27 protein-coding genes are annotated in these 24,742 nt (G+C 67.9%); 18 read left to right on the top strand and 9 right to left on the bottom strand.

All coding sequences use genetic code 11. From position 1 onward, the window contains the following. Positions 1–49 precede the first annotated feature (49 nt). Positions 50–556, bottom strand: coding sequence for an FBP domain-containing protein (locus ACM9NP_RS00200; RefSeq protein ID WP_415644468.1), 507 nt, complete (start codon positions 554–556; stop codon positions 50–52). A gap of 212 nt (positions 557–768) precedes the next feature. On the opposite strand from ACM9NP_RS00200, the gene ACM9NP_RS00195 reads away from it, so the two are divergent. Beyond that, a complete protein-coding gene (locus ACM9NP_RS00195; RefSeq protein ID WP_415644467.1) occupies positions 769–1,758 on the top strand; it encodes an aldo/keto reductase in 990 nt (329 codons plus the stop codon). Positions 1,759–1,805: 47 nt separating this feature from the next. Here the strand turns inward: ACM9NP_RS00195 and ACM9NP_RS00190 are convergent, their stop codons facing one another. Both ACM9NP_RS00190 and ACM9NP_RS00185 read right to left on the bottom strand, forming a co-directional pair. Continuing rightward, positions 1,806–2,438, bottom strand: coding sequence for an SAM-dependent methyltransferase (locus ACM9NP_RS00190; protein ID WP_415644466.1), 633 nt, complete (start codon positions 2,436–2,438; stop codon positions 1,806–1,808). A gap of 136 nt (positions 2,439–2,574) precedes the next feature. Next, positions 2,575–2,952, bottom strand: a complete 378-nt coding sequence (locus tag ACM9NP_RS00185; RefSeq protein ID WP_415644465.1) for a VOC family protein — start codon at positions 2,950–2,952, stop codon at positions 2,575–2,577. 287 nt (positions 2,953–3,239) lie between these two features. Here ACM9NP_RS00185 and ACM9NP_RS00180 point away from each other — a divergent pair, with 287 nt between their 5' ends. From ACM9NP_RS00180 to ACM9NP_RS00165, 4 genes are all read left to right on the top strand, one after another. Continuing rightward, positions 3,240–3,893, top strand: a complete 654-nt coding sequence (locus ACM9NP_RS00180; RefSeq protein ID WP_415644464.1) for a maltokinase N-terminal cap-like domain-containing protein — start codon at positions 3,240–3,242, stop codon at positions 3,891–3,893. 146 nt (positions 3,894–4,039) lie between these two features. Next, complete coding sequence (locus ACM9NP_RS00175) at positions 4,040–5,032, top strand: lactonase family protein (protein ID WP_415644463.1); 993 nt, start codon at positions 4,040–4,042, stop codon at positions 5,030–5,032. Positions 5,033–5,132: 100 nt separating this feature from the next. Further along, positions 5,133–5,861 carry a VIT1/CCC1 transporter family protein gene (locus tag ACM9NP_RS00170; RefSeq protein WP_415644462.1) on the top strand — a complete coding sequence of 243 codons (729 nt, stop codon included), beginning with the start codon at positions 5,133–5,135 and terminating at the stop codon, positions 5,859–5,861. Between the two features lie 112 nt (positions 5,862–5,973). Next, positions 5,974–6,612 carry a pyridoxamine 5'-phosphate oxidase family protein gene (locus ACM9NP_RS00165; protein ID WP_415644461.1) on the top strand — a complete coding sequence of 213 codons (639 nt, stop codon included), beginning with the start codon at positions 5,974–5,976 and terminating at the stop codon, positions 6,610–6,612. Positions 6,613–6,669: 57 nt separating this feature from the next. On the opposite strand, the gene ACM9NP_RS00160 is transcribed toward ACM9NP_RS00165, so the two are convergent. Together ACM9NP_RS00160 and ACM9NP_RS00155 are read right to left on the bottom strand one after the other, a co-directional pair. Then, on the bottom strand, positions 6,670–7,668 hold the full coding sequence (locus ACM9NP_RS00160; protein WP_415644460.1) for a hypothetical protein: 999 nt from the start codon (positions 7,666–7,668) through the stop codon (positions 6,670–6,672). Continuing rightward, entirely contained in the window at positions 7,665–8,375 is a 711-nt protein-coding gene (locus ACM9NP_RS00155; protein WP_415644459.1) for a SigE family RNA polymerase sigma factor, read from the bottom strand. Before ACM9NP_RS00155 ends, ACM9NP_RS00160 begins: the two co-directional genes overlap by 4 nt. Positions 8,376–8,419: 44 nt before the next feature. On the opposite strand from ACM9NP_RS00155, the gene ACM9NP_RS00150 reads away from it, so the two are divergent. Together ACM9NP_RS00150 and ACM9NP_RS00145 are read left to right on the top strand one after the other, a co-directional pair. Next, a complete protein-coding gene (locus tag ACM9NP_RS00150; RefSeq protein WP_415644458.1) occupies positions 8,420–9,364 on the top strand; it encodes an NADP-dependent oxidoreductase in 945 nt (314 codons plus the stop codon). A 14-nt stretch (positions 9,365–9,378) separates the two neighbouring features. Beyond that, on the top strand, positions 9,379–10,278 hold the full coding sequence (locus ACM9NP_RS00145; protein WP_415644457.1) for a universal stress protein: 900 nt from the start codon (positions 9,379–9,381) through the stop codon (positions 10,276–10,278). A 342-nt stretch (positions 10,279–10,620) separates the two neighbouring features. Here ACM9NP_RS00145 and ACM9NP_RS00140 read toward each other — a convergent pair whose 3' ends face one another. Further along, positions 10,621–12,126, bottom strand: coding sequence for an aminopeptidase P family protein (locus ACM9NP_RS00140; protein ID WP_415644456.1), 1,506 nt, complete (start codon positions 12,124–12,126; stop codon positions 10,621–10,623). A 163-nt stretch (positions 12,127–12,289) separates the two neighbouring features. Between ACM9NP_RS00140 and ACM9NP_RS00135 the strand changes: the two genes are divergently transcribed. Together ACM9NP_RS00135 and asnB are read left to right on the top strand one after the other, a co-directional pair. Beyond that, positions 12,290–12,877 carry a DUF402 domain-containing protein gene (locus tag ACM9NP_RS00135; protein ID WP_415644455.1) on the top strand — a complete coding sequence of 196 codons (588 nt, stop codon included), beginning with the start codon at positions 12,290–12,292 and terminating at the stop codon, positions 12,875–12,877. Between the two features lie 91 nt (positions 12,878–12,968). Continuing rightward, a complete protein-coding gene (gene asnB / locus ACM9NP_RS00130) occupies positions 12,969–14,900 on the top strand; it encodes an asparagine synthase (glutamine-hydrolyzing) (RefSeq protein WP_415644454.1) in 1,932 nt (643 codons plus the stop codon). A gap of 139 nt (positions 14,901–15,039) precedes the next feature. Here the strand turns inward: asnB and ACM9NP_RS00125 are convergent, their stop codons facing one another. Continuing rightward, the gene (locus ACM9NP_RS00125) at positions 15,040–15,483 is read right to left on the bottom strand and encodes a WapI family immunity protein (RefSeq protein WP_415644453.1); all 444 of its coding nucleotides are present in this window, start codon (positions 15,481–15,483) and stop codon (positions 15,040–15,042) included. 78 nt (positions 15,484–15,561) lie between these two features. Between ACM9NP_RS00125 and ACM9NP_RS00120 the strand changes: the two genes are divergently transcribed. Together ACM9NP_RS00120 and ACM9NP_RS00115 are read left to right on the top strand one after the other, a co-directional pair. After that, entirely contained in the window at positions 15,562–15,822 is a 261-nt protein-coding gene (locus ACM9NP_RS00120) for a ribbon-helix-helix domain-containing protein (RefSeq protein ID WP_415644452.1), read from the top strand. Next, positions 15,819–16,214, top strand: a complete 396-nt coding sequence (locus ACM9NP_RS00115) for a hypothetical protein (protein WP_415644451.1) — start codon at positions 15,819–15,821, stop codon at positions 16,212–16,214. Before ACM9NP_RS00120 ends, ACM9NP_RS00115 begins: the two co-directional genes overlap by 4 nt. Before the next feature lie 5 nt (positions 16,215–16,219). On the opposite strand, the gene ACM9NP_RS00110 is transcribed toward ACM9NP_RS00115, so the two are convergent. Beyond that, the gene (locus tag ACM9NP_RS00110; RefSeq protein ID WP_415644450.1) at positions 16,220–16,627 is read right to left on the bottom strand and encodes a thioesterase family protein; all 408 of its coding nucleotides are present in this window, start codon (positions 16,625–16,627) and stop codon (positions 16,220–16,222) included. A 181-nt stretch (positions 16,628–16,808) separates the two neighbouring features. Here ACM9NP_RS00110 and ACM9NP_RS00105 point away from each other — a divergent pair, with 181 nt between their 5' ends. The 7 genes from ACM9NP_RS00105 (at position 16,809) to pheT (ending at position 23,403) form a co-directional block, all read left to right on the top strand. After that, positions 16,809–17,276, top strand: coding sequence for a PH domain-containing protein (locus ACM9NP_RS00105; RefSeq protein WP_415644449.1), 468 nt, complete (start codon positions 16,809–16,811; stop codon positions 17,274–17,276). A gap of 304 nt (positions 17,277–17,580) precedes the next feature. Next, the gene (gene infC, locus ACM9NP_RS00100) at positions 17,581–18,156 is read left to right on the top strand and encodes a translation initiation factor IF-3 (protein ID WP_415644448.1); all 576 of its coding nucleotides are present in this window, start codon (positions 17,581–17,583) and stop codon (positions 18,154–18,156) included. 21 nt (positions 18,157–18,177) lie between these two features. Next, complete coding sequence (rpmI, locus tag ACM9NP_RS00095; RefSeq protein WP_415644447.1) at positions 18,178–18,372, top strand: 50S ribosomal protein L35; 195 nt, start codon at positions 18,178–18,180, stop codon at positions 18,370–18,372. A 65-nt stretch (positions 18,373–18,437) separates the two neighbouring features. Next, a complete protein-coding gene (gene rplT, locus ACM9NP_RS00090; protein WP_415644446.1) occupies positions 18,438–18,812 on the top strand; it encodes a 50S ribosomal protein L20 in 375 nt (124 codons plus the stop codon). Next, positions 18,812–19,639 (top strand): TrmH family RNA methyltransferase, encoded by an 828-nt coding sequence (locus ACM9NP_RS00085; RefSeq protein ID WP_415644445.1) that lies wholly within the window; start codon positions 18,812–18,814, stop codon positions 19,637–19,639. The genes rplT and ACM9NP_RS00085 overlap by 1 nt, the downstream gene beginning before the upstream one ends. Positions 19,640–19,840: 201 nt before the next feature. Further along, positions 19,841–20,920: a phenylalanine--tRNA ligase subunit alpha gene (gene pheS / locus ACM9NP_RS00080; protein WP_415644444.1), complete on the top strand. Its 1,080-nt coding sequence runs from the start codon at positions 19,841–19,843 to the stop codon at positions 20,918–20,920. A gap of 2 nt (positions 20,921–20,922) precedes the next feature. Then, the gene (pheT, locus tag ACM9NP_RS00075; protein WP_415644443.1) at positions 20,923–23,403 is read left to right on the top strand and encodes a phenylalanine--tRNA ligase subunit beta; all 2,481 of its coding nucleotides are present in this window, start codon (positions 20,923–20,925) and stop codon (positions 23,401–23,403) included. Positions 23,404–23,688: 285 nt separating this feature from the next. On the opposite strand, the gene ACM9NP_RS00070 is transcribed toward pheT, so the two are convergent. After that, positions 23,689–24,726 carry a hypothetical protein gene (locus tag ACM9NP_RS00070; RefSeq protein WP_415644442.1) on the bottom strand — a complete coding sequence of 346 codons (1,038 nt, stop codon included), beginning with the start codon at positions 24,724–24,726 and terminating at the stop codon, positions 23,689–23,691. Between the last annotated feature and the right edge of the window lie 16 nt (positions 24,727–24,742).

The raw sequence follows: 24,742 nt of genomic DNA, 5'->3' as shown, positions 1-24,742 counted from the left end.
GGCGGCCTCCCACCGACTCGATGCGCGGCCGTCCGAGCGTTCGCCCGTCTCAGGCCGTTCGCTGCGGCGCGATCGACGACACGACGCCGCGCAGGCGGGAGTTCAACCGGTCGACGCGTTCGTCGACCGTCATCGTCGTCTGCGGTTGCACTCGGATCGGTCGTTTCGTACCCCGCGCGTAGCGCGAACATTCGAGGTCGGCGCAGAAGTACGCGCCGACGCTGTTGCCGTGTCGGCCCGAACCGCCGGCCTTCGCCGCCGTGAACAGGGTGACGCCGCCGGCGGAGTGGACGGTGTGGCAGAACTCGCACATCGACGTTCGCATCGCCCCCGCGTGATTCCGGTTGGCCGCCACTCGGAGGACGACGCCCACCGGGCCGCCCTCCATGGGCGCGACGAGATACGCCCGCTGCGGCATCCGGGGATTGCGCCACGCCAGGAAATCCAGCTTCTCCCAGTCCACGGTGGTCAGACCCGGAATCACGATGGCGGCCGCCTCGCCCTTCGAGCAGTTGACGAACGACGCGCGAATCCGGTCGGCATCCAGAGCATCCATGCCCTCGACGCTAGACATCCGGCCCCACGCTCGCCAGCCCTTTTCCTCGGGCGCCGGAGCTCGCCCCTGCCGTCTCGTCGGCGCGACCATCGATCACGGAGAGTCCGGGGTCGTCGTTCGACGACTGTCGCGGGCTTCGGGAAACGGTGTCGTCCGTTTCCCGTTTCGTCGGATACTGTGGGCGCTCCGCTAAATGGATAGGAAGATTAAAAGTGGAGTATCGATACCTGGGCCGCACCGGCCTCAAAGTCAGTGAACTGTGTTTGGGGGCGATGTTCTTCGGCGGTCCGACGGACGAGAAGACCAGCGTTCGCATCCTCGACGAGTTCACGGCGGCGGGCGGCAACTTCATCGACACCGCCGATGTCTACGGCAAGGGCGACTCGGAATCCGTCATCGGGCGCTGGCTTCGGGGCCGCGACCGCGACGAGCTCGTCATCGCCACGAAGGTCTACGGCAAGATGGGCGACCGCCCGAACGACACCGGCCTGAGCCGCAAGCACATCATGTCGGCCGTCGAGGCGAGCCTGCGGCGCCTCGACACCGACTACATCGACCTCTACTACACCCACGTGTACGACGACGGCACCCCGCTGGAGGAGACGCTCGCCGCCCTCGACGTCCTGGTCACCGCCGGAAAGGTCCGCTACCTCGGTGCGTCCAATGTGACCGGCTGGCAGTTGCAGAAGGCCGTCGACCTCGCGTCGGCGCGCGGTTGGGCCCGATACGAGGCGCTGCAACCGCTCTACAACCTGATCGACCGTGAGACGGAGTGGGAGCTGTTGGCGGTGTGCCGCAACGAGGGGCTCGGCGTCATGCCGTGGAGCCCGTTGCGGGCGGGTTGGCTTGCGGGCCGGTTCAAGCGCGGAATGAGTGAACCGCCCGAGGACACACGCGTGGCGACCGAGGGCAGCTGGGCTGGCCTGTCGAGCGATGAACGCGCGTGGAACGTCCTCGACGCGCTGCACGAGGTCGCTGAGGAAAGTGGACACTCCGTCTCGCAGACGGCTCTGCGTTGGTTGATCCAGGCCGACGCGGTGACCGCGCCGATCGTGGGCGCCCGGACGCTCGAGCACCTGACCGACAACCTCGGCGCCTCCGGATGGCGGCTCACCGACGAGCAGTTCACACGCCTCGACGAGGCGAGCGCCAAGCCGAAGGTGTACCCCTACGACGTCCTCGACAACTTCGTGCGGCGTTGATCGGTCCGGTGCGGTGCCGTCGGTCGAAGCCGCGGCACCGCACCGGATCAGGCGCGTCGGCGCACTTTGACGGTGTTGTCGGATCGGACGTCGGCCACGCCATCCGGACGCGTCATCTGAATGTCGTACTCGTGACAACGAAGGACTTCCCACTCCTCGTCAACGAGGTCGAGATCCGCGAGCACCTGGCTCGCCGAAGGGAAACTGACCTCGTGGCGGTGCCGGTGTTCGCTCCACACGGGATGGCCCGCGTGGCCGACGACGAGCAGCACACCGCCCGGCGCGACGGCCGAGGTCGCGGCCCGGAGGATGTCCTCCCGCCGCAGGTCCCCGTGCGAGTGCAGGAAGAACGAGATGATCAGGTCGTACGAACCTTCGGGAAAACCGTCGCCCAGAGTGAGCCGTCGCCAGGTGATCCGTTCGGCCACACCATTGTCGGCGGCGTGCGCGGCGGCACGGTCGAGGGCGACCGTCGAGATGTCGACGCCCGTGACGTGCCAGCCTCGTTCTGCGAGCCAGATCGCGTCGGCGCCCTCCCCACAACCGAGATCGAGCGCGCGTCCCGGCGTCATGCCTTCGACCTCACTGATCAGCGCGCCGTTCGGCTTGCCGCTCCAGATCCGTTCCTTCTCCCCGTAGCGGGCGTCCCAGAACGCCTCGCCGCCCAGCTCCTCCGTCATTCGCGCTCCCGGTCGTCAATCGGTGACGGCGGTCGTCACCTTCGTCGAGTGTCGTTGGCGATCGCGTGCGGCGCCAGTTCCCATGCCGTTTCGGCAAATCGATGACGTGTGTCACACGGTCATTCGCGCGGTGGCGTCAGCCGTCCGCGCGTTCCGCCTGCCCGCGCTCCACACAGAACTCGTTGCCCTCGGGGTCGGTCAATGTCACCCAGCCTCGACCGTCGGGGGTGCGGTGGTCCTCGTGCAGGCTCGCTCCGAATCCGATGATCCGTTCGACCTCCTCGTCGCGGGTGCGGGTGGTCGGCATCCAGTCGAAGTGGACGCGGTTCTTCACGGTCTTGGGCTCCGGCACCCGTATGAACAGCAGTCCGGGAACCGGCGCGGGCGCCTCGATCAGCACCTCGTCGTCGCCGGGCTCGTCGATCGAAGACAGGGGCCATTCCGTCACGGCGCTCCAGAAGGTCGCGAGGCGATACGGGTCGGCGCAGTCCACCGTGACATGTCGAAGAATCATGAGGTGGAGCCTAGATGCTGATGCGTTGCCCGGCAGGTCGGATACGGCTGCGTCGGAGCGTCGTCGGTCGTGTTGTCGAACCACCCGCGCCGTGCTCGAGCGCGGCGGTTGCGCCGAACACCGACGCGGGAGCCGCCGCCCCGACTCCTTGGCTCTCGCAAGGCCTGAGATGGGCGGGACGACCGCTGGAGGCCGTCCCGTCGTTCATCGGTGGTCCCCCGCGTGTCGACGGCCTTCGGTGACAGGATGGGGCACCACCGCCCGTTTCACCGAAAGCGAGTCTCGCCATGGCGATCGTTCATCAGACGGTCCTCACTCCGTCGAAGTTGGAACTTGTGACGTCGTGGCTTCCTCGTCAACCGTGGTACCGCGGCGCAACGACCGAACCGGCGCTCTCCAAGACCGGTGGATTTCGTCTGGACGACCCCGCGGGTGAGGTCGGGATCGAGTTCATGTTGCTCGCGGACGGCGTAGGTGTCGACGCGGTCACATATCTGGTGCCGCTGACGTATCGCGGCGCCCCGCTCCACGGCGCCGACGACGCCCTCGTCGGGACGATGGAGCACGGGGTGTTGGGACGCCGCTGGGCCTACGACGGCCTTCGTGACCCGGTGCTCGTCGCCGAGTTGCTGGCCCTGATCGAGGGGCGGGCTCAGGCACAGGACCAGAACCTCAGTGACACACCAGATCGACAGGTCTCCTGCTCATCCTGCGGCGATCTCCGGATGGGCACCATCACCACCGTCGACACCGAGGACGGTACCGAACTGCTCGGCGCGGACGGACTGTCCATTCGCGTGTGTAGGGTGCCGCAGGCTGTGCCGACGGGGGCCTCCCTCGTTCCGAAGGGGGCCGTCGGTCATGTGTCGGGTGTGTGGCGGGCGGGAGACGGTGGTCCGGCTCATGGACTCTTCGCGGTCGTGCTTCCCACGACGCCGTAGCGGTCGAGGCCGAGCCGTCGGTCGTCCCGGCCCTGGCGAATCCGAAAGGGAATGACACGTAATACTAAGTGGACGATGTGGCGGCGGTCGACTTTCTTATTGGTCGATTAATGTCGATCTCTCGGACCGCTCGTTACATTTGGCGGGTGGAACTGCTTGGGGCGCGCCTGTTGGCGCAGGTGGACATCGCGGCGGGGATCCCGGAGAACGCGTTGTCGTGGAGCGATCGGCGGATGGTCTCCTGGGTCGGCGACGATTCCCTGTGCTCTGTCCAATTCGGTCAATCGCGGCCGCGTCACGCGGCCATCCCCCTGCCGGTCTTCGGCTCGAAGGTCGAGTGCATCGACGTGCTGCCCGACTTCTCCCGAGCCGTTCTGGCCACCTCGACGGAGATCGTCGAGGTCGACGCCGATGGGACGGTACGGTGGCGCACCGACTTCCCCCGGAGAGGTCCGGCTCCCTGGTGGAGCTACCCGGCGTGCGTGTACGGGGCCGACGGCCGCGACGTGTGGTTGTACCGGCCCGACGTCGCGGCCGACCGAGCCGAGGAGGACAAGGTGTTCCTCCTCGACGCGGCGGACGGTTCGATTCTCGCGGAGCGGGCGATTCCGACCGCCGGGCACGGGGCGAGGATGCTGCGGCACCCCGACGGTTCGGTGTTGTTCGACGTCGGAGAGGGGCAGGACGGCGTGGCCGTCTACCGAGGTCGTCGTGACGGCGGCGAGCTGACCGTGCACGACTACGGTTGGGCCGATCGCTGCCTTCTCTCCGTCTCCCCGTCCGGGGGATCGTTCATGACAGTCGACCATGGACAGTCTGATGTGGGGTTCCACAGTTATCCCGATGGTGAGACGATCACGACGGTCACCGCCGCGGACCTCGCCGAGGAGGACCCGGAGGACGTCTACGCCGACTGGATCGGCGGCTACCTGGACGCCGACACCGCCGTCGTCACCGTCACGGACGGGGAGTCCGACGCCACACGTTTCCTGATGCTGGACGTGACCACGGCCAGCGTCGTCGGCACCCTGGCGGAGCGTCCCTACCTGCTCGGCGACGGAACCTGGGTCACCCGCGATGAGCTGGGCATCCTGTCCCAATGGGGCCTGAATCGTCCCCTTGGGAATCCTCGTCTTTGACGGTGGCTCCGACGTCGCCGGCCGTGCTCGCGTGTGACGGAAGCCGCCGCGAGGACCGAATCAACGTGGACACGACTCGACAGCTGCTTTACTCGGGTCCATGTCGAAGCGCACGTCCGGGGGAGGACCCCACCAAGGAGAACCGCACGGGGAATCCCTCAGCAGCAAGCTCAACTGGCTTCGAGCCGGTGTGCTGGGCGCCAACGACGGCATCGTCTCGACGGCCGGACTCGTGGTCGGGGTCGCCGGAGCGACGGCCGACCGCACCGCGATCCTGACGGCCGGGGTCGCGGGACTCGTCGCCGGCTCGTTCTCGATGGCGGGTGGCGAGTACGTGTCCGTCAGCACCCAGCGCGACACCGAGGACGCGATGGTCCGCCTGGAAAAGCGTGAACTCGCCGAGATGCCCGAGCAGGAACTCGCCGAACTCACCGACATCTACCGGGACAAGGGCCTCTCACCGGAATTGGCGGCGCGGGTCGCGGCCGAACTGACCGAGAAGGACGCCCTACGGGCGCACGCCGAGGCGGAACTCGGCATCGACCCCGACGACCTGGTCAACCCGTGGCACGCGGCCTTCGCCTCGTTCTTCTCCTTCGCCATCGGCGCGCTCCTGCCGCTCATCGCGATCATCCTCCCGCCGACCTCGGCTCGCGTGTGGACCTGTGGCGTCGCGGTCGTGATCGCGCTCGCCCTCACCGGCTACACGAGCGCGTGGCTCGGACAGGCCCGCCGTTGGCGTGCCGTCCTCCGCAACGTCGGCATGGGCGCCATCACCATGGTGGTCACCTACCTCGTGGGTCTCGTGTTCGGCGTCAGCGTCAGCTGACGTTCGCGGGCGGTCCGGTGGGGGAGAACCGTCTCTTCGCGAGGACCGTCACCCGCGTCGGCGTGGAGTACCGTGGTCCGCCCGAGACGAGGCGAGACGAGACGAGGTGGACATGACGGTTCCGGGAACCGAAGGCGTGACCGAGGTGACGACCCTGGAGGAGCTGCGCGCGATCGTCGGGGAGCCCTCGGGTCGCGCGGTGACGAAGGAACGCGCCGCGCTGACGGAGATGGACCGTCGTTGGCTCGCGGCGTCCCCGCTGTGCCTGGTGGCGACGTCCGACGCGACCGGCGACTGCGACGTCTCGCCGAAGGGCGACCCGCCCGGCTTCGCCCGTGTGCTCGACGACCGGACCATCGCCATTCCCGACCGCCCCGGCAACAAGCGCGTCGACGGCTTCGTCAACCTGCTGGCGAACCCCCGTATCGGACTGTTGTTCATGATCCCCGGTCGTGGAGACACCCTGCGGATCAACGGCAGTGCCCGGATCGTCTCGGACGCACCGTTCTTCGACGACATGGTCGTGAAGGGACACCGCCCGAAGCTCGCCGTGGTCGTCGACATCGAACAGGTCTTCTTCCACTGCGCCAAGGCCTTCCTGCGGTCCCAGCTGTGGAAGCCGGAAACCTGGCGGCCCGACGCGTTGCCTCCGCACGCCCACATCGTCAAGGCCGTGCAGGACACGCCGGAGACCGTCGACGAACTGCTCACATACTATGGACCGTCCTATGAGGCGGGAATGTATCGTTGACACGGCAACGGCCCCGGACGCTGGTCTCGTCCGGGGCCGTTGTGTTTCAGGCGATCGCTATTCGACGATCGCGTTCGGCAGCGCCAGCGCCACGGTGATCTGGTCTTCCAGACTCATCGCCGGAGCGCGATCACCGAGATCGGCCAGCGCGTCGCCGGTGTCCTCGTCCTCCTTCGCCACCTGGTTCTCGATCACGACGGCGGTGCCGTCGGTGCGGTAGACCACGGTCGTGTGGACACGCCAGTAGGTCGCACCGGTCCCGCTGTGCGAGGTCGACGCCACGGCTTGGCGAATGAGCTCGCCGTTCGGTCCCGTGGTCTCGGTGCACGTGATGTCCTCGATCGCCTTGCCCTCGAAGTCGGACTGGTACTCCGTCGACTCGCAATCGATCAGGTCGGTCGGACCGTCCGTTCCGGTCGTGAAACCGCCGGCCGGCCACACCTGCATGTCCAGGCGCTCGGTGAACTCGGCGCCGGGGAACAACGCGTACGGCGCGACGGTCGTGTTGTTCTCGCCCTCAACGCTTGTCTCGTACAACGGCTGAGAGTGGATCGGCTCCACATCGTAGGAACCCTCGTCGACGACCTCGGTCACCTTGCTCAAGGTGTTGACGATGTCGACGACCTCGGGTTCGCCTCCACCTCCGAACATGCCTTCCTGGTCGAAGTCGATGCCCGGATACAGCTCGTCGAACACCGACCGAAGCGCCTCGGTGTACGCCTCGGTCGCCTCCGTGCGCTCGATGTCCTCGTCCCAGAAGAGCGGGCTCCATTCGTAGGTCTTGTCCGGGTCTAGCTCGGGCAGGGTCACCTCGGGCTGTGTGACGTTCTTCGGTCCCGCCGCGGGCGCGGGGTCTCCCGCGGTACCGACCGACGCCGCGAAGATCGCGACCGCCGAGACCGCGGCAACCGCCGTCACGGAACCACCGCCGATCGCCAGCGCGCGGAATCGCCGTCCCCGGCGTCCCGCGGTCACGAGGCCGTCCATGTCGAGCCCGAACGGAACGGGTCCCTTTGGAAGCTCGTCGTCGAGACGCCGCTTCAGTTCATCAGTCATCGCAAAGCTCCTTCAGCCTGCATAGGAATGGTGCTCCCGAGCAGGCCGCGCAGCGTCTGCAGTCCCCGCGCGGTCTGACTCTTCACGGTCCCCGCCGAGCACCTCATGATCGAGGCGGTCTGCTCGACGGACATGTCCTCCCAATGTCGGAGGACCACAGCCAGACGCTGACGATGCGGAAGTCGGCCGAGCGCCTCCAACACCATCAACCGATCGGTCTCGGCTTCGCGCGGATCCGGACCCGCGCGATCGGGAAGCCGTCGGCTCGGACGTTCCTTGCGGAACCATCCCAACCGCCGCTCGTCGTGGACCGTGTTGGCGATGATCCGCCGTACGTAGGCGTCCGGCGACTGGATGACCGCCTTCGGCCACCTGATGTACAACTTGATCAGTGCTTTTTGCACGATGTCCTCGGACTGATGCCAGTCACGGCACAGCATGTACGCGAATCGCCCCAGTTGATCAAACCGGGAGGCGACGAACTCGCGATACTCCGCTTCGGATTCAGGCTTCACAGTGCTCAACTCTCGTTTCTTGGCTGTGCCCGTATTGACGTCCACGCCATCGAGATCGGTTGCACCGTCGACGCGGGTTTCTGTCGGCCGCGCGGGTACATCGACCCCGCCCGGATCGGCCTTTTTCGCCAGTGTGCGCCGCGTCGAGGCACTAGCCTCGAAGACATCTGTGCCACCACGACGAGCGCCCACCGCCCGTCGACCGGAACTGGCGGAACGACAACAGGAGTAGCGACATGCGCGCGATCGCGGTCAGTAAGTTCCACGCCGAACCCGAGCTGGTCGACGTGCCGACGCCGACTCCCGCCCCCGGGGAAGTGCTCGTCGCCGTCGCCGCGGCCGGGCTGAACCCGTTCGACTGGAAGGTCGCCGACGGTGTGCTCGACGGCCTGGCGGAGCACGTGTTCCCGCTGGTGATGGGCACCGACTTCGCGGGAACGATCGAAGCGGTCGGTGACGGCGTCACGCGGTTCGCAGTCGGCGACGAGGTGTACGGGCAGGCGTCCCGTCCGCCGGTCGGCACCGGCACCTACGCCGAGTACGTCACCGTCCCGCAGGACGGCCCGATCGCGCTCGCGCCGCGCAAGATCCCCATGAGCCAGGCGGCGGCGGTGCCGACGGCGGGCATGACCGCGCTGGGAATCGTCGAGGCGGCGGGCATCCAGGAGTACGAGAGCCTGCTGATCATCGGAGCCGCCGGTGGCGTCGGCTCGTTCCTGACACAGCTCGCGTCCGCCGTCGACGTGCGCGTCCTGGCGGCGGTGCGCGGCCCCGAGGAACAGCGCATGGGTTCCCTCGGCGCGGCCGTCACCATCGACACCACCGCCCAGCCGTTGACCGAGCGCATCCGGGACGAGTACCCCGAAGGCGTTGACGCGCTCGTCGACCTGGCGTCCGGCCGGGACGCGTTCGCCGCGCACGCCCGACTCGTGCACGCCGGTGGAGTGGCGTTGTCGACGACGGGCGCCGCGGACCCCCAGGAACTGGCCGATGAGGACATCGAAGGGGTCAACTTCGGGATGTCCGCGTCGGCGAAGACCTTGACGCGCTTGGCGACCGAGATCGACGAGGGCCGGCTCGTCGTCCCGATCGAGCACGAGGTTCCCCTTGACCAGGCGTCGGGGGCGATCACCGCCAACCGCGAGGGACGTGCGCGCGGGAAGACCGTCATCCGGTTGTGACCGAGGAGGCAGCAGTGTCCGGGTTGGATCGAATAGTCGTCGGCATCGCCGACGGTTCCGAGAGCATGGCGGCGCTCACCTGGGCCGTCACCGAGGCGGCTCGGGCGAAGGCCCGGCTGACGCTCGTCCACGCGTTCCAGTGGATGGTTCCCGCGTACATGGTGGACAGTCCGCGGTTCGCGGCGCTCGACGCCGTGGAGTCGGAAAGGCTCTCTCGCGACTCGGCGACGGAGGCCGCGCAGGAGCTGTTGGAACGCGCGATGGAGGTCGTGCTGCATCGCGATCGGGACGCGGTCGTCGACATCGTCGCTGCAGAGGGCCACCCCGTGACCGTGCTGCGCGAGGAGGCGATGAACGTGGACCTGCTAGTCGTGGGAAGCCGGGGGCGGGGCCTGCTCGGCCGCGTCCTGCTCGGCTCCGTCAGCTCCGGCATCGCGGGTGTGCCGACGTGCCCGGTGGTCGTCGTTCGCGCCCTGCACCGTCAACACGACGACAATCCGCCCATTGTGGTGGGGGTCGACGGTTCGCGTGCGAGCGACGCGGCGCTGCGTTTCGCCTTCGAGTCCGCGCGTCGCGACAGCGCCTTCCTACGGGTGTTGCACGGTCGTCGCCACAACCGACGGTTGGGCGCCGACCGGGAGACGACCGACGCCGAGGAGGAACGTCGATGGTTGGCCGAGATGGTGGAACCGCTCGCGAGCGAGTACGACGACGTGACGTACACGGTCGACACGGTGGACGGCAAGGCGGCGTTGGCGTTGACGGACGCGTCGGCACACGCCCGGCTGGTCGTCGTGGGGACGAGGGGCGACAAACATCTGCCGTCGCTTCGTCTCGGGTCGGTCAGCCAGGGCGTCCTGCATCACGCGTGGTGTCCGGTGGCGATCGTTCCGGCGCCGCAAACCGACGACTAGGCCGTTCGGGATCGGAGGGCCATCACCGTGTGGCCGACCCCGGGGGAGACATCGCTCCGTAGAGACCCGGCGGCGGTCGGTGGTGTGTGGTGTGGTCAACCGCCGCCGGGTCTGGGTGCGGTGGTGAAAGCTTGGCGAGGCCGCGTGCGGCCTCAGTGACGAGTCTACGGGGCAGACCCCGCAAAACCGGGATCGTGGACGGCGGGGCGTGTCGTGTCGTTCGACGGCGGCGTTTCGCCTGCTCGTCACGGTGCCGCCGGAGAATTGGCCCGGTGACGGCGTGTCGCGTACCGTAACGATGCCGGTGGCCGGCGCCCGGGCGGGGCACCGGCCACCGCGCGATCAGTCGTCGAGCCCGGCGATGCGCGGCCCGGCCTGACGCTGTTCGTCGAGCCAGCTCTCCACGTCGTCGGCCGTGCGCGGCAAGCCGTCCGAGAGGTTCCGGTGACCGTCCTCGGTGACGAGCACGTCGTCCTCGATCCGGATGCCGATACCGCGAAGCTCCTCCGGGACCAACTCGTCGTTGGCCTGGAAGTACAGGCCCGGTTCGACGGTCAGGACGTGACCGGCGCCGAGCTTGCCACCCCAGTAGTGCTCCTTGCGGGAGGCGGCGCAGTCGTGCACGTCGATGCCGAGCATGTGCCCGAACCCGTGCAGCGTCCAACGGCGGTACAGCAGCGAATCCTCGGCCATCGCCTCGTCGACGGTGCTCGGCAGGATCCCGAGATCGTTCAGGCCCTCGGCGAGGACGCGCATGCAGGTCGTGTGGATGTCCTTGTAGTCGACACCCGGCTTGACGGCCTCCATGCCCGCCTGCTGGGAGGCGTAGACGATGTCGTACACCTGACGCTGCAACGGACTGAACGTGCCCGTCACCGGGATGGTGCGGGTGACGTCGGCGGTGTACAGGTGGTTGTTCTCGACACCCATGTCCATGAGCAGCAGCTCACCGGGCGTGGTGCGGCCGTCGTTGGTGATCCAGTGCAGGGTCGTCGCGTGCGATCCGGCGCCGACGATCGAGTCGTAACCGATGCCGTTGCCTTCGAGGCGGCTGCGCGCGGCGAACACGCCCTCGAGGAGGCGTTCCGACACGGACCGGTTCGTCGGCAGGATGCGGGCGACGTCCTCGAAGCCCCGCACGGTGATGTCCACCGCGTCCTGGAGCTGTGCGATCTCCCATTCGTCCTTGAACATCCGCAGTTCACTGAGGACGGCGGCGAACTCCCGGTCGCGGGTCAGCTGCGGGTTGCCGTCCGATCCGGTCGTGGGTGCCTCGGCTGGGATCGCCGCGTCGACCGCCGTGTCGAAACCGCGCAGCACTCGTGCCTTCGCGCGTTCCAGATCCGGCAGGATGCTCTCCAACTCGGCCAGGTCTCGGCACTCGATGCCGAGAAGCACCGACATCTCGTCGAGCGCGTGGCGACGACCGACCCACAGCTCGCCGTACTGGGAACTGCGGAAGAACTCGTCCGACTCGGTCGACTTGCGAGGACGGCGGTACAACACCGCGTCATGACCAGAACCGTTGGGGCGCAGTACGAGCACGCCCTCGGGGTCGTAGTCACCGGTGAGCCACGCGTAGTCGCTGTTGGCGCGGAACCGGAAGAAGGTGTCGTTGGAACGGACCTTCTCGTGTCCCGTGGGAATGATGAGCGTCTCGCCCGCGAACGCGTCCGAGAGGGCGCGGCGACGGGCCGCGTGCTGTTCCGCCTGCGGGACGGCGACGAGTCCGGTCAACGCGGAAGGGCCCCAGCCGGAGCGCATCAGGTTGAGGAACTTCTCCGGGTACGCGGGGTCGTGGGGGCGTTCGCCCTTCTTCGTCCCGGTATCCGCCTTGTTGTCTGTCATGTGACCGTGCCTTCCCAAGGAGTGTTGATCCGCCGCCTCGACCGTAGCGCCGTACCGGGCGTCATGTCACGTCACTTCTACGCGTTTCGTGCTCCGGAGTGGTGCGTCTCGCCACGTGCCGGTCGACGGGGAACGGGTCGATGATCGTTGCGAGGATGGGGCCATGACACCTTTCCTCTGGCGGCGTGGGCGCAAGTTGCGCCATTCGGGTCACGTGGCGGGATGGTGGATGGAGTTGGTCCTCGGCGAGGACGAGCACGGCGTCTGGGCCGCCCAGCAACCGGAGAGCCCGTGCTTCCTTGACGACGGGACCTGTTTTCGGATGTCCGATGTGACGATTCGGTGCTATCCGCGTGAGGAGTGGTGGGTCGCGACGCTCTACGGTCCGAGAAGGGCGGGAACCGCGACGGATCCCGACGGCGTGAGCAGTTCGTTCGAGCGGCTGGCGCAGATCTACGTGGACATGGCGATACCGGCCCGACACGACGACGACGGAGTATCCTTTGTCGACTTGACGCTCGACGTCGTCGACGACGGCCGCGGCACCGTCGAGATCGTCGACGCCGACGAGATCGACGCCGAAGCCGCGCGGTGGGGCATCCCGACCGCCCATGTGGCGGCCGCGCTCAGCGTCGGCGAGGAGGTTCTGGCGGCGGTCTCAGGGCGGCGACCCCCGTTCGATGGGGCCACCTTCGACCGTTGGCTGCGCCGATACGCCGAACACGGACCCCAACTCAGCGTGAAGTCCTAGGTCGTGACGGTGTCATCGCAGCTCATCGGACCGTCGTCGCCTTGCCCGAACGAAACTCGGGGCGGGCTCTAGCGTCGCTAAGATGGTCGGCATGTGCGGATTGTTGACATATATCAGTGCCAACGGCACGGCGGCTGCCCAACGCGAGGCCATCGCCGCGGCCAACGAACGTTTGCACCACCGAGGACCCGACGAGACGGGTATCGAGATCATCGATCAGGATGTCGCGATCGCGCACAAGCGGCTGTCCATCATTGACGTCGAGTCGTCCCATCAGCCCCTGTGGTACGCCGACGGCCGGTACGTCATGACGTACAACGGCGAGGTCTACAACTACAAGGAGCTGCGGGCGGAGCTCATCGAGCGGTACGGGGCGACGTTCGCCACCGACGGCGACAGCGAGGTGATCCTCGCGGGTTACCACTATTGGGGGCCGCAGGTCGCGCAACGCCTGCGCGGAATGTTCGCGTTCGTCATCTGGGACCGCGAGCAGCGTTGTGGCTTCGGGGCACGGGATCCGTTCGGCATCAAGCCGATGTTCCACCTGCGCAACGAGAGCGGCATCTACTTCTCCAGCGAGAAGAAGGCCTTGATGCCGTTCACCGACGCGAAGGACCTCGACGAGAAGAACCTCTCCCACTACTTGACCCTGCAGTACCCGCCCGAGCCCGGCAGCATGCACCGGCAGATCGGCCGGATCGCGGCGGGACACTACGTCCAGTTCGCCGCCGGCGGCGAGGTGCGCGCCGTCAAGTACTTCGAACCCACGTTCGCGCCGCGCCCCGTCGACGACCCGCAGCGTCTCTACGACGAGATTCTGGACACCCTGCGCGAATCAGTGCGGATGCACATGCGGGCCGACGTTCCCGTGGGCGCCTTCCTCTCCAGCGGCATCGACTCCACCGGCGTCGTGGCCCTGGCGCGCGAGTTCAATCCGAACATCCTCACCTTCACCATGGGTTTCGACGTCCCCGGGCACTACAACGAGCTCGACGTCGCCCTGGAGTCGGCGGAGCATCTGGGCGTCAAGGCGATCGGCACCAAGATCGGTGCGCAGGAGATGATGTCGGCGTTGCCCCAGATCGTCTGGTACCTGGACGACCCGGTCGCCGACCCGGCTCTCGTGCCGCTGTACTTCGTCGCGAAGAAGGCCGCCGAGTACGTCACCGTCGTCCTCGGCGGTGAGGGCGCCGACGAGTTCTTCGCCGGTTACCCGATCTACCGGGAACCGCTGTCGCTGCAATCGATCCAGGGCCTCCCACGGACGGTGCGCTCGGGTCTGCGGGCCGTGTCGAAGGTGATTCCCGAAGGCGTCAAGGGCAAGAGTTTCCTGGAGCGCGGCACGACCGACCTCGAGACGCGCTTCGTCGGCAACGCCAACATCTTCTCCGAGGAGGAGAAGGAGCGCATCCTGCGTCGCTACGACAGCAGCGTCCGCTACACCGACATCACCGGTCCGATCTACGGCGAGTGCGAGGGCCTCGACGACACGACCCGCATGCAGTACGTCGACATGAAAACGTGGCTGCGCGGTGACATCCTCGTCAAGGCCGACCGCATGTCGATGGCGCACAGCCTCGAGGTCCGCGTGCCGTTCCTCGACACCGAGGTGTTCAAGGTCGCGTCGCGTGTCCCGCTGGACGAGAAGGTGCGCCTGCGCGGGAACCACACCAAGTACGCGCTGCGCCAGGCGCTCGCGAAGGTCGTCCCGCCGGCGATCGTCAACCGCCCCAAGATGGGTTTCCCGACGCCGACGCGCGTCTGGCTCGCGGACGAGATGTTCGAGTGGGCCGACGACATCCTCGCCAACGCCGGTTGTGGTCACCTCATCGACCTGGAGTACGTCCGCGGTCTGCTGCGCGACCACCGGGACGGCAAGGCCGACAACAGTCGCAAGGTGTGGACGATCCTCGTGTTCTGCCTGTGGCACGCGATCTTCGTCGAGCAGTCGCTGGACCCGGGCGTGACTCGGGCGCAGTCGCAGTTGGCGAAGAAACCGGCCGTCGGTTCGTTCGTGTCCTAATAGTCGATACTGTGGACGGTCACCTTCGGTGGCCGTCCACAGTCGTCTTCCGATGCTTCTTTGTGTGTGGGGGCGACGGTTTCACCTTGCCGACGGCGTCGACGACGTTCGATGCACCGCCCGAGCTCCGATCCGACCATCACGGATAATCAGCGAGCGCTTCCGCCCAATTCTCGGCGGCGTCGCGCAGGGTCGCGCGCGGCAATTCCGTCTCGATGGTGAAGGGGTCGCCCGCGCCGATTCGCGGGCGCCACGGTGGAGAGAACTCGAGGTCGAAGGCGATGCGCAGCCCCACTCGTTCCGGGCTGCGCGTGAGCACCGCGAACGCCAGGTTCGGTTCGAGGAACCACAGGTCGTCGTGTCCGGCTCGCTCGTCGGCGAGATCGCGTAGCCAACGGCCGAGGTTGATCGCTTCGTCCGGTGTGAGGGCCTGCCATCGGAACGCCCATGTCCCTGCGGCGGCGATCGCCTCGCCGCGAATCATCAACCAGCTGCGGCGCAGGCTTTCCTCTGCCGCGTCCGGGAACTGGTATCCGTCGACGTCGAGACTCACGCCTCGACCGTCGAGCCCGAATATGCGCATGGGACCAGCCTTTCACCGCTTCGGAAGCACCGTTTCGGGGGTTGACCGCCCGTCCCGCGGGTCGGCTACCTTGTGGTCATGAACGACACCGAACGCTTCACCATCGACATGCCCGCGGAGCAGCTGGCTCAGATCAGACGGATCGTCTCGGCGGGCGGAGCGGACAGCGTGTCGTCTTACGTGGCGGAGGCGGTGCGGATCAAACTGCACCGAGATCAGTCGCTGTCCGAGCTGCGCGATCTGTTCGACCGCAAGGGGCAGGCCCCGAGCGCCGAACACCTGGCGTGGGCACGCGACGTTCTGGGCGTTCCGGCGGACGATGGCGGGGCCGTCTCGTGATCGGTGGTCGCATCCTCGACTCCTCGGCGATGGTCGGCTTCGCCGCGTCATCGCCGTACCCACAAGCGGTCGTGTGGACGGCGGCCGAACAGGGAATCGTCCTCGCCATTCCTTCGGGGGCGCTCGCGGAGGCGTGGTCGAAGGCGCCTCGGCGCGATCGGGACGCCCTGAAGGTGCTGCTGTCGCTGCCGGTCACGGTGATCCTGGAACTGGATCAGCGGGCCGCGCACGACGTCGGCCTGATGCTGTCGCGGTCACGTCAGCACGGCAAACTCGCCGCCGGACACGTGACCTGGTGCGCGCAACGTCGTCGTGGCTGGCCCATCCTCACCGGGGATCCCAAGACCCTCCTGGCCATGGATTCGACATTGGAGATCGATACGCTGCCCTGACGCGTTCAGCGTTTCGTACCCGACAGGAACGCCGCGCGATCGAGCAGGATTCGGACGAACTGTCCTTGCGCCAGTACGGTTCCGTCCGCGCCGGTGACGACGATGTCGAACGTCAGTCGCCGCCCTTCCCGGGAAGCCAACGTCGCCTGCGCCGTCACCAGGTCGCCGCACACGGCGGGGACGAGATGGGTCAACTCGACACGGCTGCCCACCGTGGTCAGGTTCGTCGGCATTCGCCTGGTCAGCGCCGACATGCACGCCGCCTCCGCCAATGCGATAACACGCGGTGTGCCGAGTACCGGCACGTCACCGGAACCGAGTGTTTGAGCGGTGTCGGCCTCCGTCACGGTCGAGGTCACCGTGCCCCTGGTCTCACCGATTATCAGAGTGGGGACTGTCGAGGCATCGCGCATCAATCCACTGTACTGTCCGCGCCGCGGTCGCCGAGCACTGCGGAAGCCCGTTCATGTTGCCGCCCAGCGCAATCCACGTCGACCCCGGCGGCTTCGATCGTCGAGGCCACCGCGAGCGGACGGCGGGGGGTGGGCGGGCGCCGCCGGTGGCGTCGACCGCGGCAATGGCACACTGGGCCGCATGAACAAGGTGGCTGACCGGCAGTATGAGGCGGTGGCGCGTCCCCGCAAGGCGACGATCGGCTGCGTGGTCGCGGCCGTCGCGGTCGTCCTGGTGTGCTCGTTCGTGGCGACCGCTCTGCGCGGCGAGACCGAGGGCGGCGGTGTCTTCCACGCCGCCGACCAGTACGCCATGGTCGGCTTGGGTCTGCTCTGTGCGGCGGGTCTGCTCGCGTTCGCGCGCCCGCGCGTCTGGGCCAACGCCTCTGGAGTCAAGGTTCGCAACATCGTCGGCGTCTACGAGCTCCCATGGGAGATCGTCGCGGCGGTGTCGTTTCCGCGCGGCGCGTCCTTCGCGCAGCTGGAACTGGCCGACGGTGATGTCGTCGCGATGAACGCGATCCAGGCCGTCGACGGCGACCACGCCGTCACCGCCATCCGCGCGCTGCGCGCGCTCCACTCGGGCGGCAAGGCCGACGAAGCCGTCTGATAGTGTTGACCGTCGACCACGCCGTCAACGCGCTCGCGCGTCGACGGCGTCGCAAGCGGAGCCCCGCTCCCACCCGCCGGTAGGTACGCGTCAAGCGACCACGACCTGGCGGGTCCGGTCGCCCGACCTCGAACACCACGGTGTTCGGGGTGCTGGGTGAAGCGCACTGTGCGCACCGGTACGGACCAGGGCCTCGGCATACGCCGAGGCTTTATTCGTGGGTGGGGTTCGTCGCGTCGTCACAACGTGGTTGATGCATGTGCACGTGTCGCTTTACTTAGGAGGTCTCATCAGCGATTTGCGCGTGAACGAACAGATCCGGGCTCGCGAAGTCCGGCTCGTCGGCCCGCAGGGTGAACAGGTGGGCATCGTCTCCCTGGACAAGGCCCTGCAGCTGGCGGCCGACGTCGATCTGGATCTGGTCGAGGTTGCGCCCACCGCTCGCCCGCCCGTGTGCAAGCTCATGGACTACGGCAAGCACAAGTACGAGACCGCGTTGAAGGCTCGCGAAGCTCGGCGTAACCAGCAGCAGACTGTCATCAAAGAGATGAAGCTCCGGCCGAAGATCGATGAACATGACTACGAGACCAAGAAGGGTCACGTCGTCAGGTTCCTCAAGGCCGGGGACAAGGTCAAGATCACGATCATGTTCCGTGGCCGTGAGCAGAGCCGCCCCGAGCTCGGGCTCCGTCTGCTGCGTCGCCTCGGTGAGGACATCGCCGACCTCGGGGTCGTCGAATCCGCGCCGAAGCAGGACGGCCGCAACATGGTCATGGTGCTGGCGCCCCACCGGGCGAAACAGCCGGTTGCAGCCCGTCCGAGTAAGCGAGCCGAACGGGCTGAGCAGCGCGCCGCCGCCCAGACCGACGACGCCGAATAACCACACCCATAAGGAGTACCGATGCCGAAGATGAAGAGCCACAGCGGTATGGGCAAGCGCGTGAAGATCACCGCTTCCGGCAAGATTCTTCGCCAGCGTGCCAACCGTCGGCACCTGTTGGAGCACAAGTCGAGCCGACGCACGCGTCGCCTGGACGGGACCGTCGAGGTCGCCAAGTCCGATGTCAAGCGCATCAAGAAGATGCTCGGCAAGTAACCGTTTCGTCCATTCAAAACCTTGACCGGGGATCGTCATTCCGGTCGCGATGAGGAGAACAACCCGTGGCACGCGTTAAGCGGGCGATCAACGCCCAGAAGAAGCGCCGCACCACCCTTGAGGCCGCCAAGGGTTACCGGGGGCAGCGCTCCCGGTTGTACCGCAAGGCCAAGGAGCAGCTGCTCCACTCGCTGGAGTACTCCTACCGGGACCGTCGGGCCCGCAAGGGCGACTTCCGTCGCCTGTGGATCACCCGCATCAATGCCGCCGCTCGTGCGAACGGCATCACTTACAACCGCTTCATCCAGGGCCTCAAGGCCGCTGAGATCGAAGTGGACCGCAAGGTCCTGGCGGACCTCGCCGTGACCGACGCCGCGGCCTTCACCGCGCTCGTCGACGCGGCCCGCGCCGCGCTCCCCGCGCAGCAGACCGCCGCGTAATGCCGCAGGGCTTTCGACCCGGGGCGGACCCGCTGACGAAGCGGTCGTCCCGGGTCGTCGCCGTTCGTAAGCTCGCCCGCCGCAAGGTTCGTGACGAGCGTCGACAGTTCCTCGCCGAGGGACCGCAGGCCGTGGCGGAGGCGCTGCGCCGATCCGGAACCGTCGTCGAGCTGTTCGCGTCGGCTCCGGCCGCCGAGCGGTACGACGAGTTGATCGACCTCGCCGTCGCGGACGGAGTGTCCGTCCACGAGGTGACCGACGACGGGCTCGCGGCTCTCACCGAGACCGTCACTCCACAAGGGCTTGTCGCGGTGTGTCGGTATCTCGATGTCGACGTGCCCTCCTCGCCCCGACTCGTGGCGGTCCTCGACGGAATCTCCGACCCGGGCAACGCCGGCACGATCCTGCGCGCCGCCGACGCCACCGGGGCCGACGCCACCGTCTTTCCCGACGCGACGGTCGACCCCTACAACGGCAAGTGCGTCCGTTCGTCGGTGGGGAGCCTGTTCCACCTTCCGGTGGTGCGCGGCGGTGACACCGCGACGATCGTGGAGCGCCTGCGCGCCGACGGACTGCGCGTCCTCGCCGCGGACGCCCACGGCGACACCGATCTCGACGACCTGATCGACGCGGGCTCGCTCGTGTCGCCGACGGCGTGGTTGTTTGGCTCGGAGGCCCATGGCCTGCCGGAACACGTTGCCGCTCTTGCCGACGCGCGGGTGAAGGTGCCCATCTACGGTCACGCGGAGAGCCTTAACCTCGCGACCGCCGCGACCGTGTGCCTGTATGCTTCAGCGAGACAACACCGCAGAGGAGCACCCCAGTGATGAGCGCGATCGAGTGGCGACGCTCTCGGCTCACGTCCTGGTTTATCCGGCCCGCCGGCGGCGGGCCTCGGCGGTAATCGTCTTCTGTCGATTGTGATCGCTTTGGCTCGGCTCCCGGTGGGCTGGCGGCGTCGCCGCGAAGGTCCTCTTTTAGTCTGCTCTGGGTCTTTGTGACCCCATAACCGGGAGTGATTGCCTGCGATGAGCTATAGATCAGATCCGTACGACCCCAAACAGGTCGCCTACCTGTCGCCGGAGGCGCTCGACGCCGCCGTCACCGACGCCACGAAGGCGTTCGAGTCGGCCGACGACGTGGAGGCGTTGGCCGCGGCCAAGGCCTCGCACCTCGGGGACAAGTCACCTGTCATGCTGGCTCGACGCGAGATCGGCGCCCTGCCGCCCGCCGCGAAGTCCGACGCGGGCAAGCGCGTCAACGCCGCCCGCGTCGCGATCACCGAGGCGTTCTCGGCGCGGTCCGAGATCCTCGCGGTCGAGGCGGCCGAGCGCGCGCTGCGGGAGGAGACGGTGGACGTGACGGTGCCGGTCGACCGGCACCGTCCGGGCGCACGGCATCCGCTGACGCTGATGGCCGAACGCATCGCCGACACCTTCGTCGCGATGGGGTACCAGATCAGCGAGGGGCCCGAGGTCGAGCCGGAGTGGTTCTCCTTCGACGCCCTCAACATCGGCGAGGATCACCCCGCTCGATCCATGATGGATACCTTCTACATCGCGTCGGCGAGTCGCGCCGCCGGTAGCGGCCTCACACTGCGTCCGCACACGTCGACCGTCCAGATTCACACCATGTTGGACAACGAACCGCCGATCTACGCGATCGCGCCCGGGCGTGTCTATCGGACCGATGAGGTCGACTCGACGCACAGCCCCGTGTTCCATCAGACGGAGGGCCTCGTCGTCGACAAGGGCATCACGATGGCGCACCTGAAGGGGACACTGGATCACTTCGCCCGGGCCATGTTCGGGCCGTCGGCGCGGGTGCGACTTCGTCCGTCGTACTTCCCGTTCACCGAGCCGAGCGCCGAGCTGGACGTGTGGTTCGAGGCGCACCGCAACGGTCCGCGTTGGATCGAATGGGGCGGCTGCGGCATGGTCAACCCGCGGGTCCTGCGCGCCTGCGGCATCGACCCGTCCGTCTACAGCGGATTCGCTTTCGGAATGGGCATCGACCGTGCGTTGATGCTGCGGCACGACGTCTCGGACATGCGGGACATGTTCGACGGCGACATCCGGTTCCCGCTGGCCCTCGGAAGGGAGGAGTAGTCATGCGCGTATCCGTATCGTGGCTGCGCGAGTACGTCGACCTCGGTGACGAGCTCACCGTCGCCGACCTCGACGCTGCCTTGGTTCAGTGTGGACTCGAAGTCGAGGAGATCCACGACCTGACGCAGCGGGTCACCGGCCCGCTGGTCGTCGGGAAGGTCGTCTCCATCGAGGAGCTGACCGAGTTCAAGAAGCCGATCCGCCACTGCATGGTCGACGTCGGCGAAGGCGAGCCGCGCAGCATCGTCTGCGGCGCCCGCAACTTCGCCGAAGGCGATCGGGTCATCGTCGCGCTGCCCGGCGCTGTCCTGCCCGGTGACTTCGCGATCGCCACGCGAAAGACCTACGGCAAGATCTCTGACGGCATGATCGCCTCGGGTCGCGAGCTCGGGGTCAGCGACGATCACGACGGCATCCTCGTGCTCCCGGAATCCCTCGACGTCGCCCTGGGCGCGGACGCGCGTCCCATCGTCGGGCTCGACGACGTGATCATCGAACTGGCGATCACCCCCGACATGGGTTACTGCTTCTGCATGCGCGGTGTCGCCCGCGAGGTCGCGCACCGCCTTCAGCTGCCGTGGCGTGATCCGGCGATGCTCGTCGAGGAGCCGAAGGCCACCGCCGACGGCGCCTACCCGCTGATCGTCGAGGACACCCACGGCTGCGACCGTTTCGCGCTGCGGCGCGTCACGGGCGTCGACCCGATGGCCGACAGTCCCGAGTGGATGAAGCGTCGGCTGGTGGCGGCGGGGATGCGTCCCATCAGCCTGCCCGTCGACATCACCAACTACCTGATGCTCGAACTCGGGCAGCCGCTGCACGCCTTCGACGCGGCCCGCCTCGCGGGTCCGCTCGTGGTCCGCCGGGCCCGAGTCGGCGAGACACTCACCACATTGGATGATGTGGAGCGCCGCCTCGAACCCGAGGACATGGTCATCTGTGACGACACCGGCCCGCTCTCGCTGGCCGGAGTCATGGGCGGCCAGACCAGTGAGGTCACTCCGGACACCACCGACGTGCTCATCGAAGGGGCGCACTGGGAAGCGTCGATGGTCACCCGCACCGCGCGCCGTCACCGGCTCACCAGTGAGGCAGGGAAGCGATTCGAGCGGGGCGTCGACGCCGGTCTATGCGCGATCGCGGTCCAACGCGCCGCCCAACTGCTCGTCGAGTACGGCGGCGGGACCATCTCGGAGAACGTCTCCGACGTCGACCACCGGGCCGCCGCGACACCGATCGTCATCGACGCGTCCCTCCCGGCGCGCATCATCGGCGTCGACTACACCGACTCCGACGTCGACGCGGCCCTCGCCGCGGCGGGTTGCGACTTCGTGCGTGAGGGCGAGCGCCTGTCGGTCGTTCCGCCGAGCTGGCGACCCGACATCACGAGCGACGCCGACGTCGTGGAGGAGGTGGCGCGCCTCGACGGCTACGACCGAGTGCCGTCCGTGCTGCCGTCGAGCCCGCCCGGACCGGGTCTGACCCCGGTGCAGCGTCGCCGCCGCATCGTGGGCCGGACGCTCGCCGCGCGCGGCACCGTCGAGACCGTCAACTACCCGTTCATCGACACGGGGCTGTTCGACGTGTACGGAATGGAGCTCGATGACGCGCGCCGCCGCGTCGTCACCCTGGTCAATCCGCTCGTCGACAGCGAACCCGCGCTGCGCACCACGCTGCTTCCGGGTCTGCTCAAGGCGTTGAAGCTCAACGTGGATCGTGGCCACCGGGACGTCGGTCTGTTCGAGACCGGCCTGGTCTTCTCTCCGAGCCCGGACGCCGAGGCGGCGGTCCCGAGCCCGTCGACGGCCGACCGGCCGACCGACGCGGAACTGGCGGCCTTCGACGCGGTGCGGCCCATACAGCCGTATCACGTCGGCGCCGTCTTCCACGGACGCCAGGAGCTGAGCGGCTGGTGGGGCGACGGTCGAGTCGCCGATTGGAGCGACGCGGTCGCGCTCGCGGTCGCGGTCGGCACCGCCTGCGGCGTCACCCTCGAGGTGCGACAGGGCCGTTACGCGCCATGGCATCCGGGTCGGTGCGCCGAACTGCTCGTCGACGGTGTCGTCGTGGGGCACGCCGGTGAACTGCATCCGGCCGTGTGCGGTGCGGTCGACGTTCCCAAGCGCACCTGCGCGATGGAACTGGACCTCGACGCGATTCCCCTACCGCCGATCGAGTCGTCCCCGTTGATCTCGCACTACCCCGCCGCGCTGCTCGACGTCGCCGTCGTCGTCGACTCCGGCGTCGCCGCGGCGGACGTCGCCGCGTCGCTGGCGCGGGGGGCGGGCGAGTTGCTGGAGGACCTCCGACTGTTCGACGTCTACTCGGGAGGCAAGCTCGGCGAGGGCCGGAAGTCCTTGGCGTACAACCTCACCTTCCGGGCGCCGGACCGTACGTTGACCGCCGAGGAGACGGTGGCCGCGCGCGACAACGCGGTCGCCATCGCCGCCGACGACCACGGCGCGGAACTGCGCGCCGTCTGATTTCGAGCCTGATCGAACCGGCCCGTGTCCATGTCGGACACGGGCCGGTGTCGTTCGGTCATCCGATTTGAGCAGGACCGTCGTTTCGTACGTCTGGCCAAATGCCTCCGGGCCCGATCGTCGAGACGGCGCGGCCCGGACGACGGTGAACGGTCGCGCCGGTGGGGTGGCACGGGCGCGGTCGACCGATCGTCGGGGGACAAGTCGCAGCGCGGGTGATCGTGGCCGTCCGGCTTCACCTGCGGCGCAGACGTTCGGCGGCCAGACCACCTCGACGCGTCGGTCCTACCAGGGCGTGATCCATTCGAGCGCGTTGCCGGCCGCCTCGACGGAGTGGTCCGCGATCCAGCCGCCGACCTGGGAACCGGCGATGCCGCCCACCAGGCCGCCGAGGGCGCCACCGATGACGGTGCCCACGCCGGGCGTGATGAGGGTGCCGATGCCCGCCCCGATCTTCGCGCCGGCGAGGCCACCTGCGGCCGTTCCGCCGCCCTCCATCGCACCGCGCCATACCGCGCGACCGACCTTCTGGTCTCCGGTCAGTTCCGGGTCTTTGGAGTCCTTGACGGCCTGCTCGGCGGTGCTGGTGACGGTCGAGAGGCCGTTGCCGGCCCGGCCGGCCCACTTTCCGGCGGTGCTCCACGCCGCGCGCGTCTCGCTGGCTCCCGGCGTCGCCCGGAACTCCCCGTTGGCCCCGGAGACCGCACGGTCCCAGGCGGACATGTTCTGCGGCGAGATGAACTGGCCGTTGGCGCCTCTCGGCGCGAACCTGCCGTGCTTCGCGTCGGCCATCCAGGACGCCACGTCCCCGCCTCGCCCGATCACCTCACCCGTGGCCCACGAGGCGGTGCCCAGCGAACCGAGCGGCGAGTTCTTGGGCATTCCCAGCGTGTGCAGCACCGATTCCGCGCCCGCGAGGGAGACCGCGGGTGGGGTGGCGGGGTTGTTCGCGCCCAGCGCCTCTCCCATCGGATTGTTCGGCGTGCAGACCTGTGTGGACAGCGACTCGCCGGGGGTCTGCCCCGACAGCTGTCGGCGCAGGTTCTCCATCGTGGTTCGGGTGCGTTCCTCGGTGTCGACGTGCCGCTGCACGGCGGCGTCGATGTCACGCGCGGTCTCGGTGGTGGCGGCGATGACGGAGTCGCGTCGCCTGGCCAGTTCGTCCAGCACGTGCCGCAGCTGTTGGATCGTTCCGAAGCCCTCGTTGGACCCTAGAACCTGCCGCATCGAGCCGTCGACGGACTTCACATAGGACTCGGCGTCCGCGCCGACGCGTCCGATGCGTTGCCCGGTGGTCCTCACCTGGGGGATGTTGATGTACATGTGCGACTCCTGAGAA

This window comes from Stackebrandtia soli (assembly GCF_965137155.1).
Lineage (GTDB): Bacteria > Actinomycetota > Actinomycetes > Mycobacteriales > Micromonosporaceae > Stackebrandtia > Stackebrandtia soli.
This window is presented reverse-complemented; position numbering and strand designations above follow the sequence as displayed.

Coding starts and splice junctions, on each gene's coding strand:
- ACM9NP_RS00170 (WP_415644462.1), top strand. CDS start 5,133: ATGTCGAAGCGCACGTCCGGGGGAGGACCCCACCAAGGAGAACCGCAC.
- ACM9NP_RS00105 (WP_415644449.1), top strand. CDS start 16,809: ATGAACAAGGTGGCTGACCGGCAGTATGAGGCGGTGGCGCGTCCCCGC.
- ACM9NP_RS00180 (WP_415644464.1), top strand. CDS start 3,240: ATGGCGATCGTTCATCAGACGGTCCTCACTCCGTCGAAGTTGGAACTT.
- ACM9NP_RS00150 (WP_415644458.1), top strand. CDS start 8,420: ATGCGCGCGATCGCGGTCAGTAAGTTCCACGCCGAACCCGAGCTGGTC.
- ACM9NP_RS00160 (WP_415644460.1), bottom strand. CDS start 7,668: ATGACTGATGAACTGAAGCGGCGTCTCGACGACGAGCTTCCAAAGGGA.
- ACM9NP_RS00120 (WP_415644452.1), top strand. CDS start 15,562: ATGAACGACACCGAACGCTTCACCATCGACATGCCCGCGGAGCAGCTG.
- ACM9NP_RS00200 (WP_415644468.1), bottom strand. CDS start 556: ATGGATGCTCTGGATGCCGACCGGATTCGCGCGTCGTTCGTCAACTGC.
- ACM9NP_RS00125 (WP_415644453.1), bottom strand. CDS start 15,483: ATGCGCATATTCGGGCTCGACGGTCGAGGCGTGAGTCTCGACGTCGAC.
- asnB (WP_415644454.1), top strand. CDS start 12,969: ATGTGCGGATTGTTGACATATATCAGTGCCAACGGCACGGCGGCTGCC.
- ACM9NP_RS00140 (WP_415644456.1), bottom strand. CDS start 12,126: ATGACAGACAACAAGGCGGATACCGGGACGAAGAAGGGCGAACGCCCC.
- pheS (WP_415644444.1), top strand. CDS start 19,841: ATGAGCTATAGATCAGATCCGTACGACCCCAAACAGGTCGCCTACCTG.
- ACM9NP_RS00085 (WP_415644445.1), top strand. CDS start 18,812: ATGCCGCAGGGCTTTCGACCCGGGGCGGACCCGCTGACGAAGCGGTCG.
- pheT (WP_415644443.1), top strand. CDS start 20,923: ATGCGCGTATCCGTATCGTGGCTGCGCGAGTACGTCGACCTCGGTGAC.
- ACM9NP_RS00190 (WP_415644466.1), bottom strand. CDS start 2,438: ATGACGGAGGAGCTGGGCGGCGAGGCGTTCTGGGACGCCCGCTACGGG.
- rpmI (WP_415644447.1), top strand. CDS start 18,178: ATGCCGAAGATGAAGAGCCACAGCGGTATGGGCAAGCGCGTGAAGATC.
- ACM9NP_RS00135 (WP_415644455.1), top strand. CDS start 12,290: ATGACACCTTTCCTCTGGCGGCGTGGGCGCAAGTTGCGCCATTCGGGT.
- ACM9NP_RS00185 (WP_415644465.1), bottom strand. CDS start 2,952: ATGATTCTTCGACATGTCACGGTGGACTGCGCCGACCCGTATCGCCTC.
- ACM9NP_RS00110 (WP_415644450.1), bottom strand. CDS start 16,627: ATGCGCGATGCCTCGACAGTCCCCACTCTGATAATCGGTGAGACCAGG.
- ACM9NP_RS00165 (WP_415644461.1), top strand. CDS start 5,974: ATGACGGTTCCGGGAACCGAAGGCGTGACCGAGGTGACGACCCTGGAG.
- ACM9NP_RS00070 (WP_415644442.1), bottom strand. CDS start 24,726: ATGTACATCAACATCCCCCAGGTGAGGACCACCGGGCAACGCATCGGA.